We start from the raw sequence: 20,322 nt of genomic DNA, 5'->3' as shown, positions 1-20,322 counted from the left end.
ATTGAATTTATCTAAAGGAGGTGATGAAAAAAGATAACATTTCGATAGTAACACATCTTTGTATTCAACCCAATAATTAATTAATCAAAACAAATTTAAAAAAAGGAGGGACCAATGAAAAAATATGCATTACTTTTGGTTTTCTTTCTGATATTATCACCGTATGTTTTTGCACAGGAAATGGTACTTGATCCAAATCAGTATGTCAATGCACAAATTGCTGCCGACACACTGGCAGACGGGTCACAAGCACATAAGGTTTATAAAGTAGAAAGCGGAAAGATTTATGCCTTTGATGGAGCTTTGGAAGTCGATTTTGACCTTGTAATTGAAGGTCCTTATAAAGGCTGGATTATGAACGACCCCAATCCACCTGTATTTCTCCAAACCCCAGGGGCTGACGGTAGAGCAAGAGATATGTTTAATTTAAGAGCAGGCGGCAGCATTGTATTAAAAAATATTTTGCTTAGTGGTCTTCATGGAAATGATGTTAATATTTCATCATTTGTTCGTAATTATGGTGGCTATAAAATTGTTTGGGATAATTGTGCATTTACTGATTATGTTGACCATTGCTCACGAACTACAGCTCCAACTGAAGAAATTACAATTACAAACTGCATTTTTATAAATGGGGTAAGAAGAAGCAGTTCTCCTTTCGGTGGTATGCCCATAAGAATTGATGCTGAATGTAAAAAATTTACTTTTGAAAATAATACCTCAGTTAATATGGGAAGAGAGTTTGGTAATGGCGGTAACTTCTTTACTTCAAAAATGTATGAACTGCACAATACGTTTGTAAATGGCCAGATTAATGCTCATGAGCTGCATTGGTACGAAGCAATTCAGGCAAATAATATTTATTATAATTGGAGCTGGAGAGGTCGTATGCCGAATACTAACGGTTACGAGACCTATTTTACAACATGGGAATATTTTACAGATGTAAAAGAAAAACTTGATTCTATTTCATTATATCATGGATTTAATGCAATGTATTTAGACCCAAGATTTTTACAATTTTATAAAACAGAATTTGCTGATACTTTAAAACAATGCCTGTTGTGGAATGCCGATGTTGATTCCACTATTTTAGCAGATAATGATTTTAGAATCGGGAAAAATTACTGGCAGATTGACCCCAAATTTATTCAGCTGCCCAATAATATTGATAGTATGATGGCATGGTTAAAATTTCATTGGTTGAAAGTAGGGACATACCGCGATTGGCGTATTGAACCTCCGGTAACTTATAATGCAGATGGTTTACCAGTTCTCAATTGGCCGCCTAAGTTTAATTTGAAATATACAAATGATACGCTGTTAACTGCCGGAACTGATGGATTACCACTTGGTGACCTTAACTGGTTCCCTGAGAAAAAAGCTATTTACCTTGCTAATAGAGACAAATATATTGCAGCTTTGCAGGATTCAATGGCAAATGCTAAATATGTTTATGTCCCAGGAGATAGTGTTTCAGCATTAATTACATGGAAAAATTATACTTCGGTTGAATCTTATAGCTCATCAATGCCAAATGAATATTACTTAAGCAATAACTATCCAAATCCTTTTAACCCAACTACAAAATTTGAATTTGGGTTACCTGCTCAATCAAAAGTTACTATTACTATCTATAACATCTTGGGTCAAAAAGTGTTTGAGTTAAAAGATAAGGATTTGCCGGCTGGAGTTCATACGTTCAACTTTAATGCTTATAATCTGAGCAGTGGTGTATATATTTATAATATTAATGCTGTAGGAGTTAATGGCAAGAATTACGTTGCTTCCAAAAAGATGATTTTAACGAAATAACAATTGAATATTGAGTGGTCAACCAATAACTTAATTTTGGTTGACCGCTATTTTTTATTAACAGATTTATAAAAACAAAACTTATTAATCATGATAAAACAAAATATTCATTTTATAATTTTATTTTCTATTTTGGTAAATATGAGCATTAGTGCTCAAAGATTTATTCCTCTCTGGAACAATAATATGCCCAACAGCAGAGGAATAAATATCAAAGATAGCATTGCAAATGAACGCATATACAAAGTTGGGAAACCGGGTATTTATGAATTTAAAGTTCCAGAATCACAAAATAAAAGAGCAGCTGTTCTTATCATACCTGGTGGAGGATATGTAAGATTAGCTTATGAAGTTGGTGGTTTTCAATTAGCAAAATGGTTTAACACAATTGGAATTAATGCATTTGTATTAATTCACAGACTTCCACAATCACCCGATGTAATTGAAAGTTATAAAGCACCTTTACAAGATGCTCAAAGAGCAATTAGATATATTCGTGCACATGCTAATGAGTACGGCATTGATACAAATAAAATTGGTGTAATGGGAGGTTCGGCTGGAGGACATTTAGCTGCCTGTCTTTCTACAATTAAAGATGATTGGTCGCACGTAAATGATTCTCTTGATGTTTATTCCTTCAAGCCAAATTTTACTATTTTAATTTCTCCTGTTATTACAATGGAATTACCATATGCCCATAAGGGTAGCAGAGATAATTTATTAGGAGAAAATCCATCTGAATTATTAGTTAAAAAGTTTTCATGTGAACAGCAAGTTGATTCAACTACTCCACCTGCTTTTATTGTTCATGCTATGGATGACAACGGGGTCAGCTGCATGAACAGCATTTTTTATTTTACTGCATTAAAGAAAAATGGGAAAGAAGATAAATCTTCTCTTCATATATATTCTGGTGGCAAACATAATATTGGTTTGAGAAATAATCCTCCATCAACAAATACATGGAGTCAATTAGCAGAATTGTGGCTAACAGAAATTTCAATTTTACCTTGAATATTTTTCAAATAAGTTTTTATTAAATATTCTTTCCTCCCTAAATAATTAGCATACACTTTTATTTAATTATAAATAAATATTTTTTGAGGAAAAAAATTATGAAACGAGCAATGGTGTTATTGATAGTTATCATTGTTCTCATTGGTAATATAAATTGGGCTCAGAAACAACAATTGGAAAAATTAGATAGAGGTTTGGTTGGAGTACCAGCTAAGGACAAAGGAATTTTTCTGAGCTGGCGCTTGCTGATATCTGATTCAACAAATGTAAAGTTTAATATTTATCGTAATAATATAAAAATTAATAAAGAGCCACTTCTAAATTCAACAAATTATGTTGATACTGCAGGAACATTAAATGATAAATATTTTGTTGTCCCAATTGTAAATGATGTTGAACAAGAAGCTTCAAAAGAAATTACACCTTGGAGCCAGATTTATAAAACAATCCCTTTGCAAAGACCAGAAGGAGGACAAACTCCTGATGGAGTTAATTATACATATAGTCCAAATGATGCAAGTGTAGCGGATTTAGATGGTGATGGTGAATATGAAATTGTACTTAAATGGGACCCTTCTAATTCGAAAGATAACTCACAAAGTGGTTACACAGGTAATGTATATCTTGATGGTTTAGAGTTTGATGGAACTTTACTCTGGCGCATAGACCTTGGAAAAAATATTAGAGCAGGTGCACATTACACACAGTTTATGGTTTATGATTTGGATGGAGATGGAAAAGCTGAGGTTGCATGTAAAACTGCAGATGGAACTATTGATGGTAAGGGGAATGTAATTGGGGATGCTAATGCTGACTATAGAAATTCAAGTGGATATATACTATCAGGACCTGAATATTTTACTATCTTTGATGGCAAAACTGGTGAAGCTTTAGCAACAACAAATTATTTGCCTCCTCGTGGGGATGTAAGTTCTTGGGGGGATTCTTATGGTAATAGAGTTGACCGTTTTCTTGCTTGTGTAGCTTATCTTGATGGCGAACATCCAAGTGTTGTGATGTGTAGAGGTTATTATACAAGAACTGTTCTTGTTGCATGGGACTGGAAAGATAATCAATTAAAAACAAGATGGATTTTTGACACAAATAATGGTTATCCTGATTACACAGGGCAGGGCAATCATAATTTAAGTGTTGCTGACCTTGATGGCGATGGAAAAGATGAAATTATTTATGGCGCAATGGCAATTGACGATGATGGTAAACCACTCTGGAATTCTCGTTTAGGACATGGTGATGCTCTGCACGTATCGGATATAGACCCAAATCGTCCTGGACTTGAAATATGGGGAATTCACGAGAAAGCTGCAGTAGGTTCAGCTCTTCTTAATGGAAAAACCGGAGAAATAATCTGGGGAACTGGTCCAGGTGATATAGGTAGAGGTGTTGCTGCCAATCTTGATGATTCATACGAAGGTATGGAATGCTGGGGTGGAACAGATGGTTTGCGAAGTGCAAATAATATTAAAGTAGGCCCGAATCCCCCTTCTTCTAATTTTGTAATATGGTGGGACGGAGATCTTGAGCGTGAGCTTTTAGATGATATTAACATTAGAAAGTATGATGGTCAATCTAATCCAATTTTATTATTAGCTAATGGCTGTGCTTCAAACAATGGAACTAAAGCAACTCCATGTCTCCAAGCTGATTTGTTTGGTGATTGGAGAGAAGAGGTAATTTGGCGGACAAGCGACAACTCAGCTCTTAGGATTTATACTACAAATATAGAGACACCATATCGCATTATTACTTTGATGCAAGACAGACAATATCGGCTTGCAATTGCATGGCAAAATGTTGGATATAATCAACCACCACATCCAAGCTTTTTTGTTGGAAAAAGCATGTTTATTCCAGATAGTCTTAAACCACCTGCAAAACCTAAAAATATTAGAGGATTTTCTTTAGGTGATACTATAAAAATTGAATGGGATGCAAATACTGAATCAGATTTAGCAGGTTATATCATCTATAAAGGCACTGTTAAAAATAATTTTAATGATTCAATCGATGTTGGAAATAATACATCATATGTTGATACTAATGTAAAATATGATTCTACTTATTACTATGCTGTTGCTGCTTATGATGTCGATGGAAATAAATCTCAACTCTCAGATATTATTGAAATAACCCCAACTGTTAGACCTGCAGCACCAACAAATTTATCTTATCGATATGATTCTAACTCAGCTCTATTATTGTGGAAAATTCAAAATGATAATGCAATATCAAAAGTTAATGTTTATCGTTCGGATTCACCTGATATGAAATCACCTCAAATTTTTTCTTTTGATAAGAATGAAAATTATTTTATTGACAAAAATCTTGTAAAAGGGAAAACTTATTATTACTCTTTAACAGTAACTGATACAAACAAAGTAGAATCTCTTCGTTCAGAAGTTTTGAGTATAACTCCTGATGATTATTTTACTTTTCAAGCAGAAGATGCAACGATAATTGGGACTGTTTATTTTGATAATAATCATTTAGGATATCACGGAACAGGATTTACAAATTTTGATGCAAACAACAGTTCTGTTGAATTTACTTATATGCCTGGATTTGGCGGGGGGATGCATACTTTATATTATAGATATGCTCTTGGAAATGTTGATAGAACCGGATTATTGATTGTAAATGGCACATCAAAAAATTTAACTATGAAAGGAACAGGCGCATGGACTAATTATGTAATTGATAGTGTCGATGTTAACCTTAATAATGGTTATGACAATACAATTAGATTCTCTGCAAATGGTTCAGATTTTGGAAATCTTGATGAAATAACTATAACTTCAAAACAAATAACATCAGTTGAAGAATTCACAACTTTGCCTAAAGAATATCAGCTTTTCCAGAATTATCCCAATCCATTTAATCCTGAAACTGTTATTAATTTTTCATTACCGGAAAAAAGTTTTGTATCATTAAAAATTTATAATACATTAGGACAGGAAATAAGAACTCTTGTTGACAAAGAATTATATTCAGGATATCACTCAATAGTCTGGGATGGAAAAGATAATTTTGGTAATTCAATAACTTCGGGAATCTATTTCTATAGATTTAATGCAGGCGGATTTACTGAAGTTAAAAAAATGATTTTTATGAAGTAGTAATTCTTAATTTGTTTTTTCAAAATTGAACACTTGGATTTAGATATAATTCATTACTCGAGTAACAAATAATTAACAGATTAAAAGGTATTAGTAATGAACAAAAAGAAATTATTCTACAATTTTTTAATCTTTTTAATATGTGGTTTAATTGCAATAAATAATCTAAGTGCAAAAGAAAAAAGAATAGTTGTTTCCGGCCATAGTGATGCATTTGTATCTATTAAAGTTCATAATCCATTTGGAGAAAATATATTAATTGAGCCCGATGATACATTAGGTGGAATAGGTTTTATTCTGAATGATAAAAAAATCTGGCTTAAAGGAGAATTTACTTTTTATAAAGACTCATCCAACAAAACAATTTATATATGGGAAATTGATTCATTGTCAATATTAATGGAAACTATTGAAAAAGAAAAAAATATTGATTTCACATTTAGGCTTAAGAATAAAGAACTAAAACCCTCAGCATGGCTTATTAACACAAAAGTAAATCCCGAGGAATATTTTACCGGAATATTTGAGCGTGTAGTTGATGGTGAACAAAATAAATCATGGGCAAAAGGAATTACCGAAGGACTTAATCTTCGAGGACAAAAAGTTGATGTTAAATTAAAACCAACAGTTTCTGCTTATGCTCCTTTTTACATCTCATCTGGCAATTATGCAATTTTTGTTCAAGGTACATGGCCTGGAGTTATAGATTTTTGCAAAGAGAGAAAAGATTTTGTCCAAATTTTATTTGAAGGTCCTGAATTATCATTTTCATTAATGATGGATAAAGTGCCTGCAGAATTAGTTAAGCGGCATGCACTAAAAACCGGCCCTTCATTTGTTCCGCCAAAGTGGGCATTTGGACCCTGGCGCTGGCGCGATGAACATTTTAATAATAAAAAATATTATGACGGCAGTTTTGTTCATGCACCTTACAATTCTCAAATTGTTGAAGAAATTCTTCTCATGCAGGCTTATGATATACCATGCACTGCATACTGGATTGATAGACCCTGGGCACCAGGACCTGACGGTTTTGATGATTATGAAATTGATAATGAACGTCTACCAAATTTTCAAAATATGATAAAATGGCTCGAGTCAAAAAATATTAAATTGATGATGTGGATTGCACCTTATGTTATGGGGAAAATGGCAGATACAGCAGAAGCAAAAAAATATTTTCTTATAAGCCGGGATAGAATTAAAGCTCGTCAAGTTTTAATTGATTTCACAAATGAAAAAGCTTGTAAATGGTGGGGAGAAAATGGTCCTGCAAAATTGGCAAAAATGGGAATTAAAGGCTTTAAACTTGACCGAGCTGATGGTGAAAAACTTCTTGACTCTTTACACCTGAAAACTTTTATAGGCACAACTTACCGTGAAAATTATAATGATTTTCCTCGACAATATGTAAAAGCTGCCTATGATGCTGTAAAACCAATTCTTGTTGATGATTTTATTTTATTTCCAAGAGCTCAATATACTGGCAGTGCAAAATATGGAGGAATGTGGGCTGGAGATACTGGCAATCCGCCTGAAGGACTTCGCTCGGTGATTATAGGTGCTCAAAGATGTGCAATAATGGGTTATCCTATCTGGGGTTCTGATACTGGCGGTTATCCAAGAAAAATTAATCGAGAAGTAACAAAACGATGGCTTGGTTTTTCTTGTTTTTCTCCAATTATGGAAGTCGGACCAACAAATAATCGAGTATTCTGGGATATGGATTATGAACCATCATTCGACCATGAACTACTTGCAGTGTGGAGATTTTATGCAAAATTAAGAATGTACTTGATTGATTACATTCATCATCATGCTGAAGTTGCAAATAAAACTGGAATGCCTATCATTAGACCATTATTTCTTGAGTATCCAAATCAAAAAGAATGCTGGGAAGATTGGACAACCTATAAATTTGGAAATGACATATTAGTTTCAATCATATGGGAAGAAGGTAAAACTAAGAAATCAATTTATCTGCCTGCAGGTGAAATATGGATTGACCAATGGAATAAAAAAGAATATAAAGGAGGAACTTTTATTGAAGTTGATGCACCAGATTATAAAACTCCATTATTTATTCGTAAAGGTTCTAAATTACAATTGCCTGATTTAAATGAATTGTACAGAGAATCAGTAGAAATTACAAAGAAGAAATTTGATATGAATATTTTAGAATCGAGTGAAAATTGGCTGAATAATTAAATTCATTATAAAATGCCGGCTTATAATAAAGCACTTCAAACAAAAAAATTTTTCCATCGCGCTTACTAATCTCATAATAATTCTGAAAAAATTAATTAACACAATAATTATAAGATTATAATCTCAAGAAAAATATTGTTCACAATTCTCATAAAAAAAATTAACCCTTCAATAAAATAAAAGTTCAAGCATGAATAAAATAGCAATCAAAGTATTTTTTTTTATAACGATATTGAAAGTAAATATAATTTCACAAATTTATATTGCGCCGTATGGAAATGATTCAAATCCCGGAACTATAGATAAACCATTAGAATCTCTTCAAAAAGCTCAAGAACTTGTAAATCCAGGTGATACAGTTTTTATTAGAGGAGGATTATATAAAATTCGTGCTAACCAAATTTCAAAAGTAGTTTCAAATCTTTTTGCCTGCGTTACATATTTAGATAAAAGCGGGACCGAAGGAAATACAATTAAATATTGGGCTTATCCAGGAGAAACACCAGTTTTTGATTTCTCCGATGTAAAGCCTGCGAATCAAAGAGTGGTAGGTATTTATGTCATTGGAAATTATATACATTTGAAGGGTTTAGAAATGACAGGTGTTCAGGTTACAATTACCGGGCATACAGAATCATATTGTATCTACAGCAGAGGGAATCATAATATTTTTGAAAATATTAGTATGCACGATAATATTGGGACAGGACTAAGACATTATAAAGGGGGTTATAACTTATTTCTAAATTGTGATGCATTTCGAAATTGGGATAATGTTTCGGAAGACAAACTTGGAAGCAATACAGATGGTTTTGGTTGTCATCCAGATGCAGGAGGGAAAGGAAATATTTTTAAGGGTTGTCGCGCATGGTTTAACAGCGATGATGGTTTTGATATTATTAGAGCAGATGAATCTGTTGTGTTCGATAGTTGCTGGTCATTCTATAATGGTTATTCTACATCTTTTGAAAGATTAGGTGACGGGAATGGATTTAAGGCCGGTGGTTATGCACATGATACAGCTGATAAAATTCCTAATCCAGTGCCAAGAAATATAATTAAATTTTGTATAGCTGTCGGTAATAAAACTAATGGATTTTATTCAAATCATCACTTAAGTGGAAATGAATGGTACAACAATACAGCATATCAAAACGACATAAATTTTAATATGGTCAATCGTGAAAGTCCTCAAATAGATAACATATGGTTTAATGGTTATGACCACATTTTAATAAATAACTTAAGTTATCAACCTGTCAACTCGCACACAGCTTATATTGATAATACCAAAAATACTCTTTCTCATAATTCGTTTGATTTAGGATTAAATATTTCTGACAATGATTTCATTAGTCTTGATGTTTCTCAACTAACAGCACCAAGAAAACCAGATGGCAGTTTACCCGATATTAATTTTATGCGTCCATCGAAAAATAGTAGCCTTATTGATGCGGGTTTAGATGTTGGTTTTAATTTTACTGGTAAGGCCCCAGATATAGGTGCTCTAGAAAATCAAAATTTGACAAGCATTAATTACATAAAAAACAATATCCCTGATGAAATTGAGTTACTTCAAAATTATCCCAATCCTTTTAATGCCTTTACAAATTTTGTTTTTAAGATTCCTTATTCAACTCATGTAAATATTATTATCTACAATTCTTTAGGTCAAAAAATTACTACACTTGTAGATGAAATTAAAAATAAAGGAATTCACACAGTACGTTTTGATGGTAAGAATCTGCCTAGCGGAGTTTATTTTTGCAAATTAGAGGTAAATGGTATAACCATGATAAAACAATTTGTTCTACTGAAGTGAATTATTAAAGCAAATCAAATTATAAAGTAATATGAAAAGAAATATTGAATACATGAAAGAATTAACAAACTGGTTTTTTATTTTATTTTTCTTTTTAATCTCATCTCACACATTAAGTCAAAAAAATTATTATAGACCTGAGTGGCCTCACACAACTAATATTACAAAACCATGGACAAGATGGTGGTGGTATGGCAGTGCAGTTAATAAAGAAGATTTGAAATTAAACTTAGAAGAACTTAGCAAAGCTAATTTTGGTGGTGTTGAACTCACAGCAATTTATGGAGTAAAAGGTTATGAAAATCAATTTGTAGATTTTTTATCTCCAGAATGGATGCAGCTTTTGAAATTTACTTTAGAACAAGCAGAAAAGTTAGGATTAAGAGTTGATGTTGCTAATGCTTCAGGTTGGCCATTTGGCGGCCCATGGGTTACGGATGATGATGCGTGCAAAAATGTTAAGTATAAAATTTATACTTTATCATCAGGTGAAAAATTAAATGAGAAAATAAAATATGTTCAAGAACCATTGGTTAGAGCTGTTGGTCATAAAGTTGATATTTCAGAAATAAAATATCCAATCAGCAGTAATAAAAATTTGCAAGAGCTTGCATTAGACCAGGTTCGGTTTGAAAGAGAATTGCCTTTAATAGCTCTTGTTGCATTCAATGAAAATGGGAATAAAATTAATCTAATCGATAGAGTAAAAAGTGATGGAACTTTGGAATGGATTGCCCTGGATGGCAAATGGAAATTATATGCAGTATTTCAAGGCTGGCATGGAAAAATGGTAGAACGTGCTTCAAAAGGTGGCGAGGGAAATGTAATTGACCATTTTTCAGAAAAAGCAATAAAAAATTATCTGAAATTTTTTGATAAAAATGCTGCGGGAATGAATTTAACTGGCATTCGTGCTTTCTTTAATGATTCTTATGAAGTTGATGATGCAGATGGAGAAGCAGACTGGACTCCATTATTCTTTGGGGAGTTTAAAAAATACAGAGGTTATGATTTAAAAGATTATTTACCAGCATTATTTGGGAACGATTCAGATGATATGAATAATCGAGTTATTTGTGACTATAGAGAAACTATATCTGATTTATTATTGAATAAATTTACTTTACAATGGAAAAAATGGTCAAGAAAATATAATGCAATTGTTCGTAATCAAGCTCATGGCTCACCTGCAAATATTATTGATTTGTATGCTGTTAGTGACATCCCAGAAACTGAAGGTTCTTCACCCTTACGTATTAAAATGGCTACTTCGGCAGGACATGTTTCTGGGAAACAATTAATATCAGCTGAAGCTGCAACTTGGCTTAATGATCATTTTCTTTCAACTCTTTCAGAAGTAAAAAAGAATTTTGATTTATATTTTGCAAATGGTGTTAATCATCTTGTATATCATGGAACTCCTTATTCTCCTATCAATGAAAATTGGCCGGGCTGGCTTTTCTATGCATCAGTTCATTTTGCACCAACAAATACATGGTGGGAAGATTTAAAGACAATTAATTCGTATGTAACTAATTGTCAAGCATTTTTACAAACATCTAAACCAGCAAATGATATTTTATTATATTTCCCGATTTATGATATATGGTCAGATAGAGGCAAAAGTATGCTAAAACATTTTGGCACTGGAAGAGATGAATTGCCTGATGATTTTCAAAACCTTAGTGAAATGTTTTTAAATAACGGATTTACTTACGACTACATTTCCGACAAACAAATTCAACAATTAAAATCATTAAATAAAAAAATTATTTCTAATAACTACTCAGAATATAAAACTATAATTGTTCCACAATGCAATTTTATACCACTTAAAACATTTGAAAAATTAATTCACTTAGCTGAAAAAGGGGCTACGATAATTTTTCATAAAGATTTCCCTTCAGATGTGCCTGGCTTATATAATTTAGATACACGACGCAAATTTTACAATGAAATAAAATATAAAATAAAATTTATCTCTAATGGAAATTATTTTATTAGTAATATCGGCAAAGGCAGAATAATTAAAGGTGATGATGTTGAAACAATTTTAAATGATATTAAAATATTCCCAGAACAAATGGCGAAAATTGGTCTTTGGTTTAATAGAATAAAACGAAAAGAAGGTATTTGTTATTTTATCAGTAATTGGACAGAAAATGAAATTGCTCAATGGGTAAAAGTTTATTCTGGTGGAAAAGATGCTGTTTGGTTTAATCCAATGAATAAACAAATTGGTAAAGCTTCAATTAGAAATTTAACTGAAAATAATTCTGAAGTTTATATAAAATTGAAAAAAGGAGAAACACTTATTCTCCAGTGGTATCCAGAAAAAATTAGTATTAACAATTATAAGTTTTATGATAAAACAGACAAAGAAATTATTCTTGACGGTGAATGGGAAATTGATTTTGTTAAAGGAGGTCCAACATTACCTGAATCGTATTCAACAAAAAAATTAGAATCATGGACTCTCCATTCTGATGAGTTAAAATGGTTTTCAGGAACGGCAAGTTATAAAACAAAATTTAAGAAGCCAGATTTTAAAACCGATGCATACTTACTTGACCTTGGCAAAGTATGTGAATCAGCAGTAGTTTATCTAAATGGTGAAAAGTTGGCAACTTTAGTTGGCCCAGAATTCCAATTAACAATTGAAGCAGATAAACTGCAAGAAATAAATGAACTTGAAATTCATGTAACGAACTTAATGGCAAATAGAATTATTTATTTGGATAAGAATGGAATTAATTACAAAAAATTTTACAATATCAATTTTGCAGCGCGCGAAAGAAAAAATTTAGATGAAAATGGTTTGTTCACTGCCAAGGACTGGGAACCACTTGAATCAGGTTTAATTGGTCCTGTCAAATTAATTGGGGCAACACAAATTTATCCGAATGAATGAAATTATAGTTTTTTGGTTTACTTGTGAAATTAATTTTTGGAGTATACATGAATAATAAAATCAAACTCACAATATTTGCTTTCTTATTAATCTTTATTTTTTCTTCTGTTAATAATTCACAAACCACAAGTAAAGAAGTAATCTCTTTAAAAGGTACATGGAATTTTCAAATTGATCCTGATGATGTTGGCATCAAACAAAGTTGGTATCGGTCAAAATTGAATGATATTGTAAATTTACCCGGCTCGATGATAGATAATGATAAAGGTTATGAACCTGATACAAATACGAAATGGACTGGAAGCATTTATGATAGTTCGTGGTACTTTAGGCCTGAGATGGCAAAATATCGAAAGAAAGACAATTTGAAATTTCCATTCTGGCTAACACCAAAAAAGCATTATATTGGAGTTGCCTGGTATCAGAAAGAAATTGATGTTCCTGAAGATTGGAAAGGCAGAAATGTTGAATTATTTCTGGAACGCCCGCACTGGGAAACCACAGTCTGGATTGATACTATAAAAGTTGGAATGCAAAATAGTCTTTCAACACCTCATCAATATGATTTATCAAAAATATTAACACCTGGTCGTCATATCATTACAATAAGAATTGATAATCGAATTAAAGAAATCAATGTTGGTCCTGATTCACATAGTATTACAGACCAAACTCAGGGGAACTGGAATGGAATTGTAGGTGATATTTATCTTAAATCTACTTCGCCGATATATTTTGATGATATTAAAATTTATCCTGATGTAGAAAATAAATCAGTTCGTGTAAAAATTAATATTCACAATATCACTAACAAAGATAAATCAGTCAAAGTAAAACTATATGCTAAATCATTTAATTCAGAATCAGTTCATAATGTTCAACCAATTTCTAAAAAAATTACAGTTAGGAAAGGGTCAACAAATTTTGAAATTAATTATCCAATGGGTTCAAATGTTTTGTTGTGGGATGAATATAATCCAGCACTTTATAAATTAACTGCTGTTTTATCAAACGAATCTGAAAATTTAGATTCGATGTCAATTCAATTTGGTATGCGTTCATTCACAATAAAGGAAACACGTTTTCAAATAAATAATCGACCAATATTTTTAAGAGGGACAGTAGAAAATTGTGTATTTCCATTAACTGGTTATCCGCCTACGGATGTAGCTTCTTGGGAACGTATATTTAGAATATGTAAAAATTATGGATTAAATCATATGCGGTTTCATTCATGGTGCCCTCCCAAGGCTGCATTCGAGGCGGCTGATAAATTAGGATTTTATTTGCAGGTTGAAGGTCCAAGCTGGGCAAATCATGGTGTTACTCTGGGAGATAGCCTTCCTATAGATAAGTACCTTTACGAAGAAACTGAAAGAATCATTAATGCCTATGGTAATCATCCATCTTTTTGTATGATGGCTTATGGAAACGAACCCGCAGGAAAAAATCAGGTGAAATATCTCAGTGAATATGTGAGATACTGGAAAGAAAGAGATCCACGAAGAGTCTATACAAGTGCATCAATAGGCAGAAGTTGGCCACTTGTGCCTGAAAGTGAATTTATAGTTCGCTCTGAACCTCGTGGACTTCCCTGGGATGATAGTCGCCCTGAAACTAAATTTGATTATGCAGATAGGATTAAAAATTATAGTGTCCCTTATGTTGTTCATGAAATGGGCCAGCATTGTGTTTATCCGAATTTTAAAGAGATAGGAAAATACACAGGTGTTTATAAGGCAAAAAATTTTGAATTATTTAAAGAAGAATTAGAAAAAAATCATATGGGCGAACAAGCAGAAGACTTTTTAATGGCATCAGGCAAATTACAGGTATTGTGTTATAAATCTGAGATTGAAGCTGCATTACGAACTCCGGGTTTAGCTGGTATTCAATTACTCAGTCTTAATGATTATCCTGGTCAGGGAACGGCATTAGTTGGAGTTCTAGATGCATTTTGGGATGAAAAAGGATATATAACCGTAGAAGAGTTTAAAAAATTTTTTAGTGAAACTGTCCCGTTAGCACGTATACCAAAATTTGTTTTTCTAAACAACGAAAAATTTGAAGCTGAATTTGAAGTTTTTCATTTTGGCAATCGTCCACTCGAAAATGTAATACCGCAATGGAAAATTACGAACTCAGATGGAGTTGTTATTGCAAAAGGTTCTTTGCCAAGTCAAACTATACCAATTGGTAATTGTATTCAAATTGGAAAGATTACTTTATTACTTTCAAAAATTTCAAAAGCAGAAAAATTAAATCTCGAGATAAATATTGATAATCACACAAATAATTGGGATTTCTGGGTTTATCCTGAGAAACTTCCTCAATTGAATGATAATGAAATTTATTTCTGCAATAAACTTGATGAGAGGGCAAAATCTGTTTTAAAAAATGGTGGAAAAGTTTTTTTACATGCAGCAGGTATTGTTGAAAATGGTAAAGATGTAGTTCAATATTTAAGACCAGTATTCTGGAATACATCATGGTTTAAAATGAGACCGCCTCATACATTGGGGATTTTATGTAATCCAAAGCATCCGGCTTTTGAAGATTTTCCAACTGAATATCACAGTAATTTACAATGGTGGGAAATTCTTAATCGTCAGCAGGTAATGAATCTTGAACTTTTCCCCAAAGAATTTAAACCACTAATACAACCTATCGATACGTGGTTCTTAAATCGTCGATTAGCTGTATTGTTCGAAGCCCAGGTTGAAAATGGAAAACTTATGGTTTGCAGTGCTGACCTCCAAAACAATTTGGAAGAAAGACCCGCTGCAAGACAATTATTATATAGTTTGACAAAATATATGTTATCAGACAAATTCAATCCAAAATATAAAGTTGATTATTCAATTGTCGAAGAACTTTTTGAAAAGAAAGACAGACCTCCTGCAATTAATTTTTATACAAAACAAAGCACTGATGATTTAAGACCAAAAACTAAGTGATAAACTTGAATTAAATAATATTTTCTTAGTGATAAAAGAATGAAAAAATTTGTATTCATAATTTTATTAATTACAATATTGGTATTATTTCATTACAATGATAATCAGGCAATTAAAAGGAAGAGAAATGCAAGATTAGATAGCCCTATTGTTGTTTTAACATTTGATGATGCTTCAATTACTCATTATACATATGTAGCACCACTTTTGAAAAAATATGGTTTTGGAGCTACTTTCTTTATCTGCGAGTTTCCATTCGAGGTCCCTGAAGATTCTTCAAAATATATGTCGTGGAAGCAAATAGCAGAACTAAATCAAATGGGTTTTGAAATAGGGAATCATACACGCAGTCATAAACATGTTAATAAAATGAGCAAGCAGGAATTGTATGAACAGTTACGTTATATTGAGATTAAATGCAAAGAGTATGGAATTTCGAAACCTGTTTCATTTGCATATCCTGGTTATGATACAAGCTATTTAGCATTAGTGGTTTTACAAGAAATGGGGTATAAATATGCTCGAACAGGGGGTAATAGAAAATATAATCCATTAAACGATAATCCATTATTAATTCCTAGTTATAGTACAACTGGCACTACTAATGAAGCGAAAAATAGAGTGATGAATATTTTAACAAATGCTAAAGCAGGTGAAATAATAGTCTTTACAATTCACGGTGTTCCTGATTATGCTCATCCATGGGTTACAACTTCACCTGAATTATTTAAAGATTACATTGAATATATGTATAACCGCCATTTTATTGTTATTGCGATTAGGGATTTGGAAAAATATATTCATCATATGAAGCAATAATTTGCCATCCTGATTCGAAAAATTTTTTAATGTAAATAATTTTAAAGAAAATAAAATTTCTGCATAATATTAAATTCATTTCTTATTCGAATAAAACAAATATCAATAAATATTACTCAATTTTTATTAGTAAAGAGGGCAAAGTGAATTATTCTAACAAAATTGGTGAAATATGATTGGCTCTCGAAATTCAAACTTTATTAAATTCATTTTTATATCAATGTTTTTTATTATTGATAGTATATTACAAATCCCGGTTAAAGCTCAAAATATCCAGTCTATAAAATTATCATGGCTTGGTGGAAGTCCACCTTCATTACCTGCAGGAATTAGCTGGGGTGTGCCTCTGCCGGAAGGGAAATTTGCTCCATCAACAAAATTTCAATTAAAGAATTCTCAAGGTCATATTTTACCTGTTCAATCCTGGCCCTTAGCTTTTTGGCCTAATGGTACTTTGAAATGGATTGGATTAAGCACAGTAGTTGAATCTGATAAAGACTCAATTTTCCACCTGGATATTGTCAAAAAAGAAATTTCTAATTACAATAAAAAAATTGAAGTTATTGAAAATAGCGAAGATATTTTTGTTAATACTGGAGTAATACAGTGTGTTATTCCAAAACAAGGAAATCAAATTATTCGATATATTAAATTAGATGATAACCAAATTTCAACAGGTGGAAAATTAGTATGCATTTTACAGAATGGCCCAGATGCTGAAATCGGTTTACAACCTGCTAAAGAATTGTTTACTGGTCATATTGAAAAAGTTACAATTGAACAAAATGGCCCTATAAGAGCAGTAATAAAAGTAGAAGGTAAACATATTTCAGAATCAAATAGAAGAAGCTGGCTGCCGTTTATTATTCGATTTTATTTTTATGCAGGGTTACAATCAATTCGTATAGTGCACACAATTATTTATGATGGAAATCAGCAAGTGGATTTTATTCGAGGATTGGGATTAGTTTTTGATGTTCCACTTGATGAACAATTGTATAATCGTCATATTCGTTTTTCTGGTGATGATGGAAGATTATGGGATGAACCATGTCAGCCATTAACAGGAAGATTTCCACTTGATAGAGATGAAAAGCTTTATTCTAAACAACTAATTGGGGAACGGATACCAGAATATGAAACATTTTCTGAAAGACAGCAACAACTAATAAAAAATTGGGCTTCATGGAATGATTTTAAATTAGTTCAATTAAATGCTGATGGTTTTCGAGTATTAAAAAGAACAAATGATAAAAGTACATGGATAGATGCAGGATATGGTCATCGTTCAACAGGTCTGGCTTTTGTTGGAGATGTATCTGGTGGATTGACTGTTTGTTTAAGAGATTTCTGGCAATCATTCCCATCTGCATTAGAAATTAATAATGTAAAAAAAGATACTTCGCAACTAAAAATCTGGTTGTGGACTCCTGATGCAGAAGCTATGGATATGAGGCATTACGATACCCTTGCTTATGGTCATGACTTAATTGCAAGTTACGAAGATGTTCAACCAGGATATAGTATTGCAACTGGAATTGGGCGAACTTCTGAAATAATGTTATATGCTACTTCAAATGTTCCCTCTTATGAAACTCTAAATAAAATTGTGAAGATAGGAAACAATCCACCTTTACTTGCTGCATCTCCAGAATATATTCATAGTGTTAAAGTTTTTGGAATATGGAGTTTGCCAGATAGAAGCACAAATACTAAAAGTTGGTTGGAAGAACAACTCGATAAGGCTTTTGAATATTATAAATTAGAAGTGGAACAGCGTCATTGGTATGGATTCTGGCATTATGGTGATATTCAACATAGTTATGATTTTAGAAGACATACATGGAAATATGATATTGGTGGCTTTGCATGGGACAATACAGAATTAATGCCGAATATGTGGCTATGGTACAGCTATTTGCGTTCTGGGCGTGAAGATATTTTCCGCATGGCTGAAGCGATGACACGTCACACTGGTGAAGTTGATGTATATCATCTTGGTCCTTTTAAAGGATTGGGTTCGCGTCATAATGTGATTCACTGGGGCTGCGGTGCTAAAGAAGTTCGTATCTCACAAGCAGCTCTTAAACGATTCTATTATTATTTAACAACAGATGAGCGCACTGGCGATTTAATGCGTGAAGTTGTTGATGCTGCAAATGAAGCTATTGGCAAGTATGACCCGCTTCGTTTAATTTTAGAAAAAAGCCAATATCCCACACATGCTCGTGTTGGACCTGATTGGCTTGCATTGGTTGGTAACTGGATGACAGAATGGGAACGTACGGGTGACACAAAATACCGTGACCGTATTATGATTGGAGTCAATTCTTTATATGAAATGCCTTTTGGATTTTTCTCAGGTAAAGATGCGGCTTTTGGATACGATCCAAAAACTTACAAATTATTTCGCTTGAGTCAAAATGATATAGGTTCGGCTCATTTATCAGTTTTGATGGGAGGACCAGAAGTAGCTTTCGAATTATCTAATCTTTTGAAAGATAAAAAATGGGATAAACTCTGGTTGCAATTCTGCAAATTATATGGAGCTCCAAAAGAAGAAATTCAAAAAGAATTTGGTAAAGCTGTAGAATTAGGAACACCAGGTCCATGGTATTCTCGGTTGCCAGCATATTATGCAAAAGTTACAGGTGACAAATCTTATGCTGAAAGAGCATGGAAAGAATTTTTCAATTACGGCTCAAGACAATTCCAGACAAATTTCGAAATGGAAAAATTTGATTCTATTCAAAGTTTACAACCAATTTACGAAGTTAAATGGGTATCCACTAACAATACCGCTCAATGGTGTCTTAATGCTATAGAGTTGCTTGATTTGATTGGTAATGATATCCCAGAAAATATTCCTTTATCTGATGGTAATATTTTGAAATTAAATTCAATCAATCAATTTGAAAAAGGTGAATTACTTTATGAAGATAATTTTGACAATGATTTGAGTAATTGGGTTGTAGAGACTAAAAGCTCTCCTTACACAAAAGTTGAAGTGAAAGATGGGAAATTGATTATTGATGTAGAACATGGTGCAACTGTCTGGTTCAACAAAAAATTATCTGGAAATATTTTGATTGAATATAATCGAAAAGTTATTGTTAATAATGGTTACAATGATAGATTATCTGACCTCAATCAATTCTGGATGGCTACAGACCCACGCAGAGAAAACTTATTTACTAGAGATGGAACATTAGCTGATTATGATTCACTTCGACTTTATTATGCTGGAATTGGTGGAAATTATAACACTACTACTCGTTTTAGAAAGTATGAGGGGAATGGAGAACGTACGCTTATATTTGATTTTCAAGATCAAGATCATTTGCTCAAACCAAACAAAAATTATTTAATTCAAATTGTGGTTTATAATGGCACTACAAAACTTTATGTTGATGGTGAAGAATATTTCTCTTTTACAGATAAAGAACCAATAAAAGAAGGCTATTTTGGTTTTCGAACAGTTAAATCACATCAAGAAGTTGATGATTTCAAAGTATACCGATTGAAATAAAAATTAAATAGTCGTTTTAATTTCTCGGAATAATTATTTATCTAAAAATCTTAAAATATTTTTTAACAATTTACTTTAGAATAAATTTGAATACATTTATTATGGAA

At 32.3% G+C, this 20,322-nt stretch carries 9 protein-coding genes; all 9 read left to right on the top strand.

Annotated elements, in window-relative coordinates:
• Window positions 1-114 precede the first annotated feature (114 nt).
• The 9 genes from VJY32_RS13135 to VJY32_RS13095 all read left to right on the top strand — a co-directional run bounded on the left by VJY32_RS13135 (window position 115) and on the right by VJY32_RS13095 (window position 20,215).
• Window positions 115-1,815 (top strand): T9SS type A sorting domain-containing protein, encoded by a 1,701-nt coding sequence (locus VJY32_RS13135; RefSeq protein WP_353678383.1) that lies wholly within the window; start codon window positions 115-117, stop codon window positions 1,813-1,815.
• Between the two features lie 90 nt (window positions 1,816-1,905).
• Complete coding sequence (locus tag VJY32_RS13130; protein WP_353678382.1) at window positions 1,906-2,829, top strand: alpha/beta hydrolase; 924 nt, start codon at window positions 1,906-1,908, stop codon at window positions 2,827-2,829.
• A 101-nt stretch (window positions 2,830-2,930) separates the two neighbouring features.
• A complete protein-coding gene (locus VJY32_RS13125) occupies window positions 2,931-5,969 on the top strand; it encodes a rhamnogalacturonan lyase family protein (protein WP_353678381.1) in 3,039 nt (1,012 codons plus the stop codon).
• A gap of 96 nt (window positions 5,970-6,065) precedes the next feature.
• A complete protein-coding gene (locus VJY32_RS13120; RefSeq protein WP_353678380.1) occupies window positions 6,066-8,177 on the top strand; it encodes a TIM-barrel domain-containing protein in 2,112 nt (703 codons plus the stop codon).
• Between the two features lie 190 nt (window positions 8,178-8,367).
• The gene (locus VJY32_RS13115) at window positions 8,368-9,999 is read left to right on the top strand and encodes a right-handed parallel beta-helix repeat-containing protein (RefSeq protein WP_353678379.1); all 1,632 of its coding nucleotides are present in this window, start codon (window positions 8,368-8,370) and stop codon (window positions 9,997-9,999) included.
• Between the two features lie 31 nt (window positions 10,000-10,030).
• Complete coding sequence (locus VJY32_RS13110; RefSeq protein ID WP_353678378.1) at window positions 10,031-12,910, top strand: glycosyl hydrolase; 2,880 nt, start codon at window positions 10,031-10,033, stop codon at window positions 12,908-12,910.
• Window positions 12,911-12,957: 47 nt separating this feature from the next.
• Window positions 12,958-15,867: an exo-beta-1,4-galactosidase gene (locus VJY32_RS13105; RefSeq protein ID WP_353678377.1), complete on the top strand. Its 2,910-nt coding sequence runs from the start codon at window positions 12,958-12,960 to the stop codon at window positions 15,865-15,867.
• Window positions 15,868-15,906: 39 nt separating this feature from the next.
• Window positions 15,907-16,686 (top strand): polysaccharide deacetylase family protein, encoded by a 780-nt coding sequence (locus VJY32_RS13100; RefSeq protein ID WP_353678376.1) that lies wholly within the window; start codon window positions 15,907-15,909, stop codon window positions 16,684-16,686.
• Between the two features lie 172 nt (window positions 16,687-16,858).
• The gene (locus tag VJY32_RS13095) at window positions 16,859-20,215 is read left to right on the top strand and encodes an exo-rhamnogalacturonan lyase family protein (protein WP_353678375.1); all 3,357 of its coding nucleotides are present in this window, start codon (window positions 16,859-16,861) and stop codon (window positions 20,213-20,215) included.
• Window positions 20,216-20,322: the final 107 nt, after the last annotated feature.

Origin of the sequence: Rosettibacter primus (genome assembly GCF_036860675.1) — a bacterium.
In the GTDB taxonomy this organism is placed as follows: Bacteria; Bacteroidota; Ignavibacteria; order Ignavibacteriales; family Melioribacteraceae; genus Rosettibacter; species Rosettibacter primus.
This window is presented reverse-complemented; position numbering and strand designations above follow the sequence as displayed.

Coding starts and splice junctions, on each gene's coding strand:
- VJY32_RS13125 (WP_353678381.1), top strand. CDS start 2,931: ATGAAACGAGCAATGGTGTTATTGATAGTTATCATTGTTCTCATTGGT.
- VJY32_RS13115 (WP_353678379.1), top strand. CDS start 8,368: ATGAATAAAATAGCAATCAAAGTATTTTTTTTTATAACGATATTGAAA.
- VJY32_RS13120 (WP_353678380.1), top strand. CDS start 6,066: ATGAACAAAAAGAAATTATTCTACAATTTTTTAATCTTTTTAATATGT.
- VJY32_RS13130 (WP_353678382.1), top strand. CDS start 1,906: ATGATAAAACAAAATATTCATTTTATAATTTTATTTTCTATTTTGGTA.
- VJY32_RS13095 (WP_353678375.1), top strand. CDS start 16,859: ATGATTGGCTCTCGAAATTCAAACTTTATTAAATTCATTTTTATATCA.
- VJY32_RS13110 (WP_353678378.1), top strand. CDS start 10,031: ATGAAAAGAAATATTGAATACATGAAAGAATTAACAAACTGGTTTTTT.
- VJY32_RS13135 (WP_353678383.1), top strand. CDS start 115: ATGAAAAAATATGCATTACTTTTGGTTTTCTTTCTGATATTATCACCG.
- VJY32_RS13100 (WP_353678376.1), top strand. CDS start 15,907: ATGAAAAAATTTGTATTCATAATTTTATTAATTACAATATTGGTATTA.
- VJY32_RS13105 (WP_353678377.1), top strand. CDS start 12,958: ATGAATAATAAAATCAAACTCACAATATTTGCTTTCTTATTAATCTTT.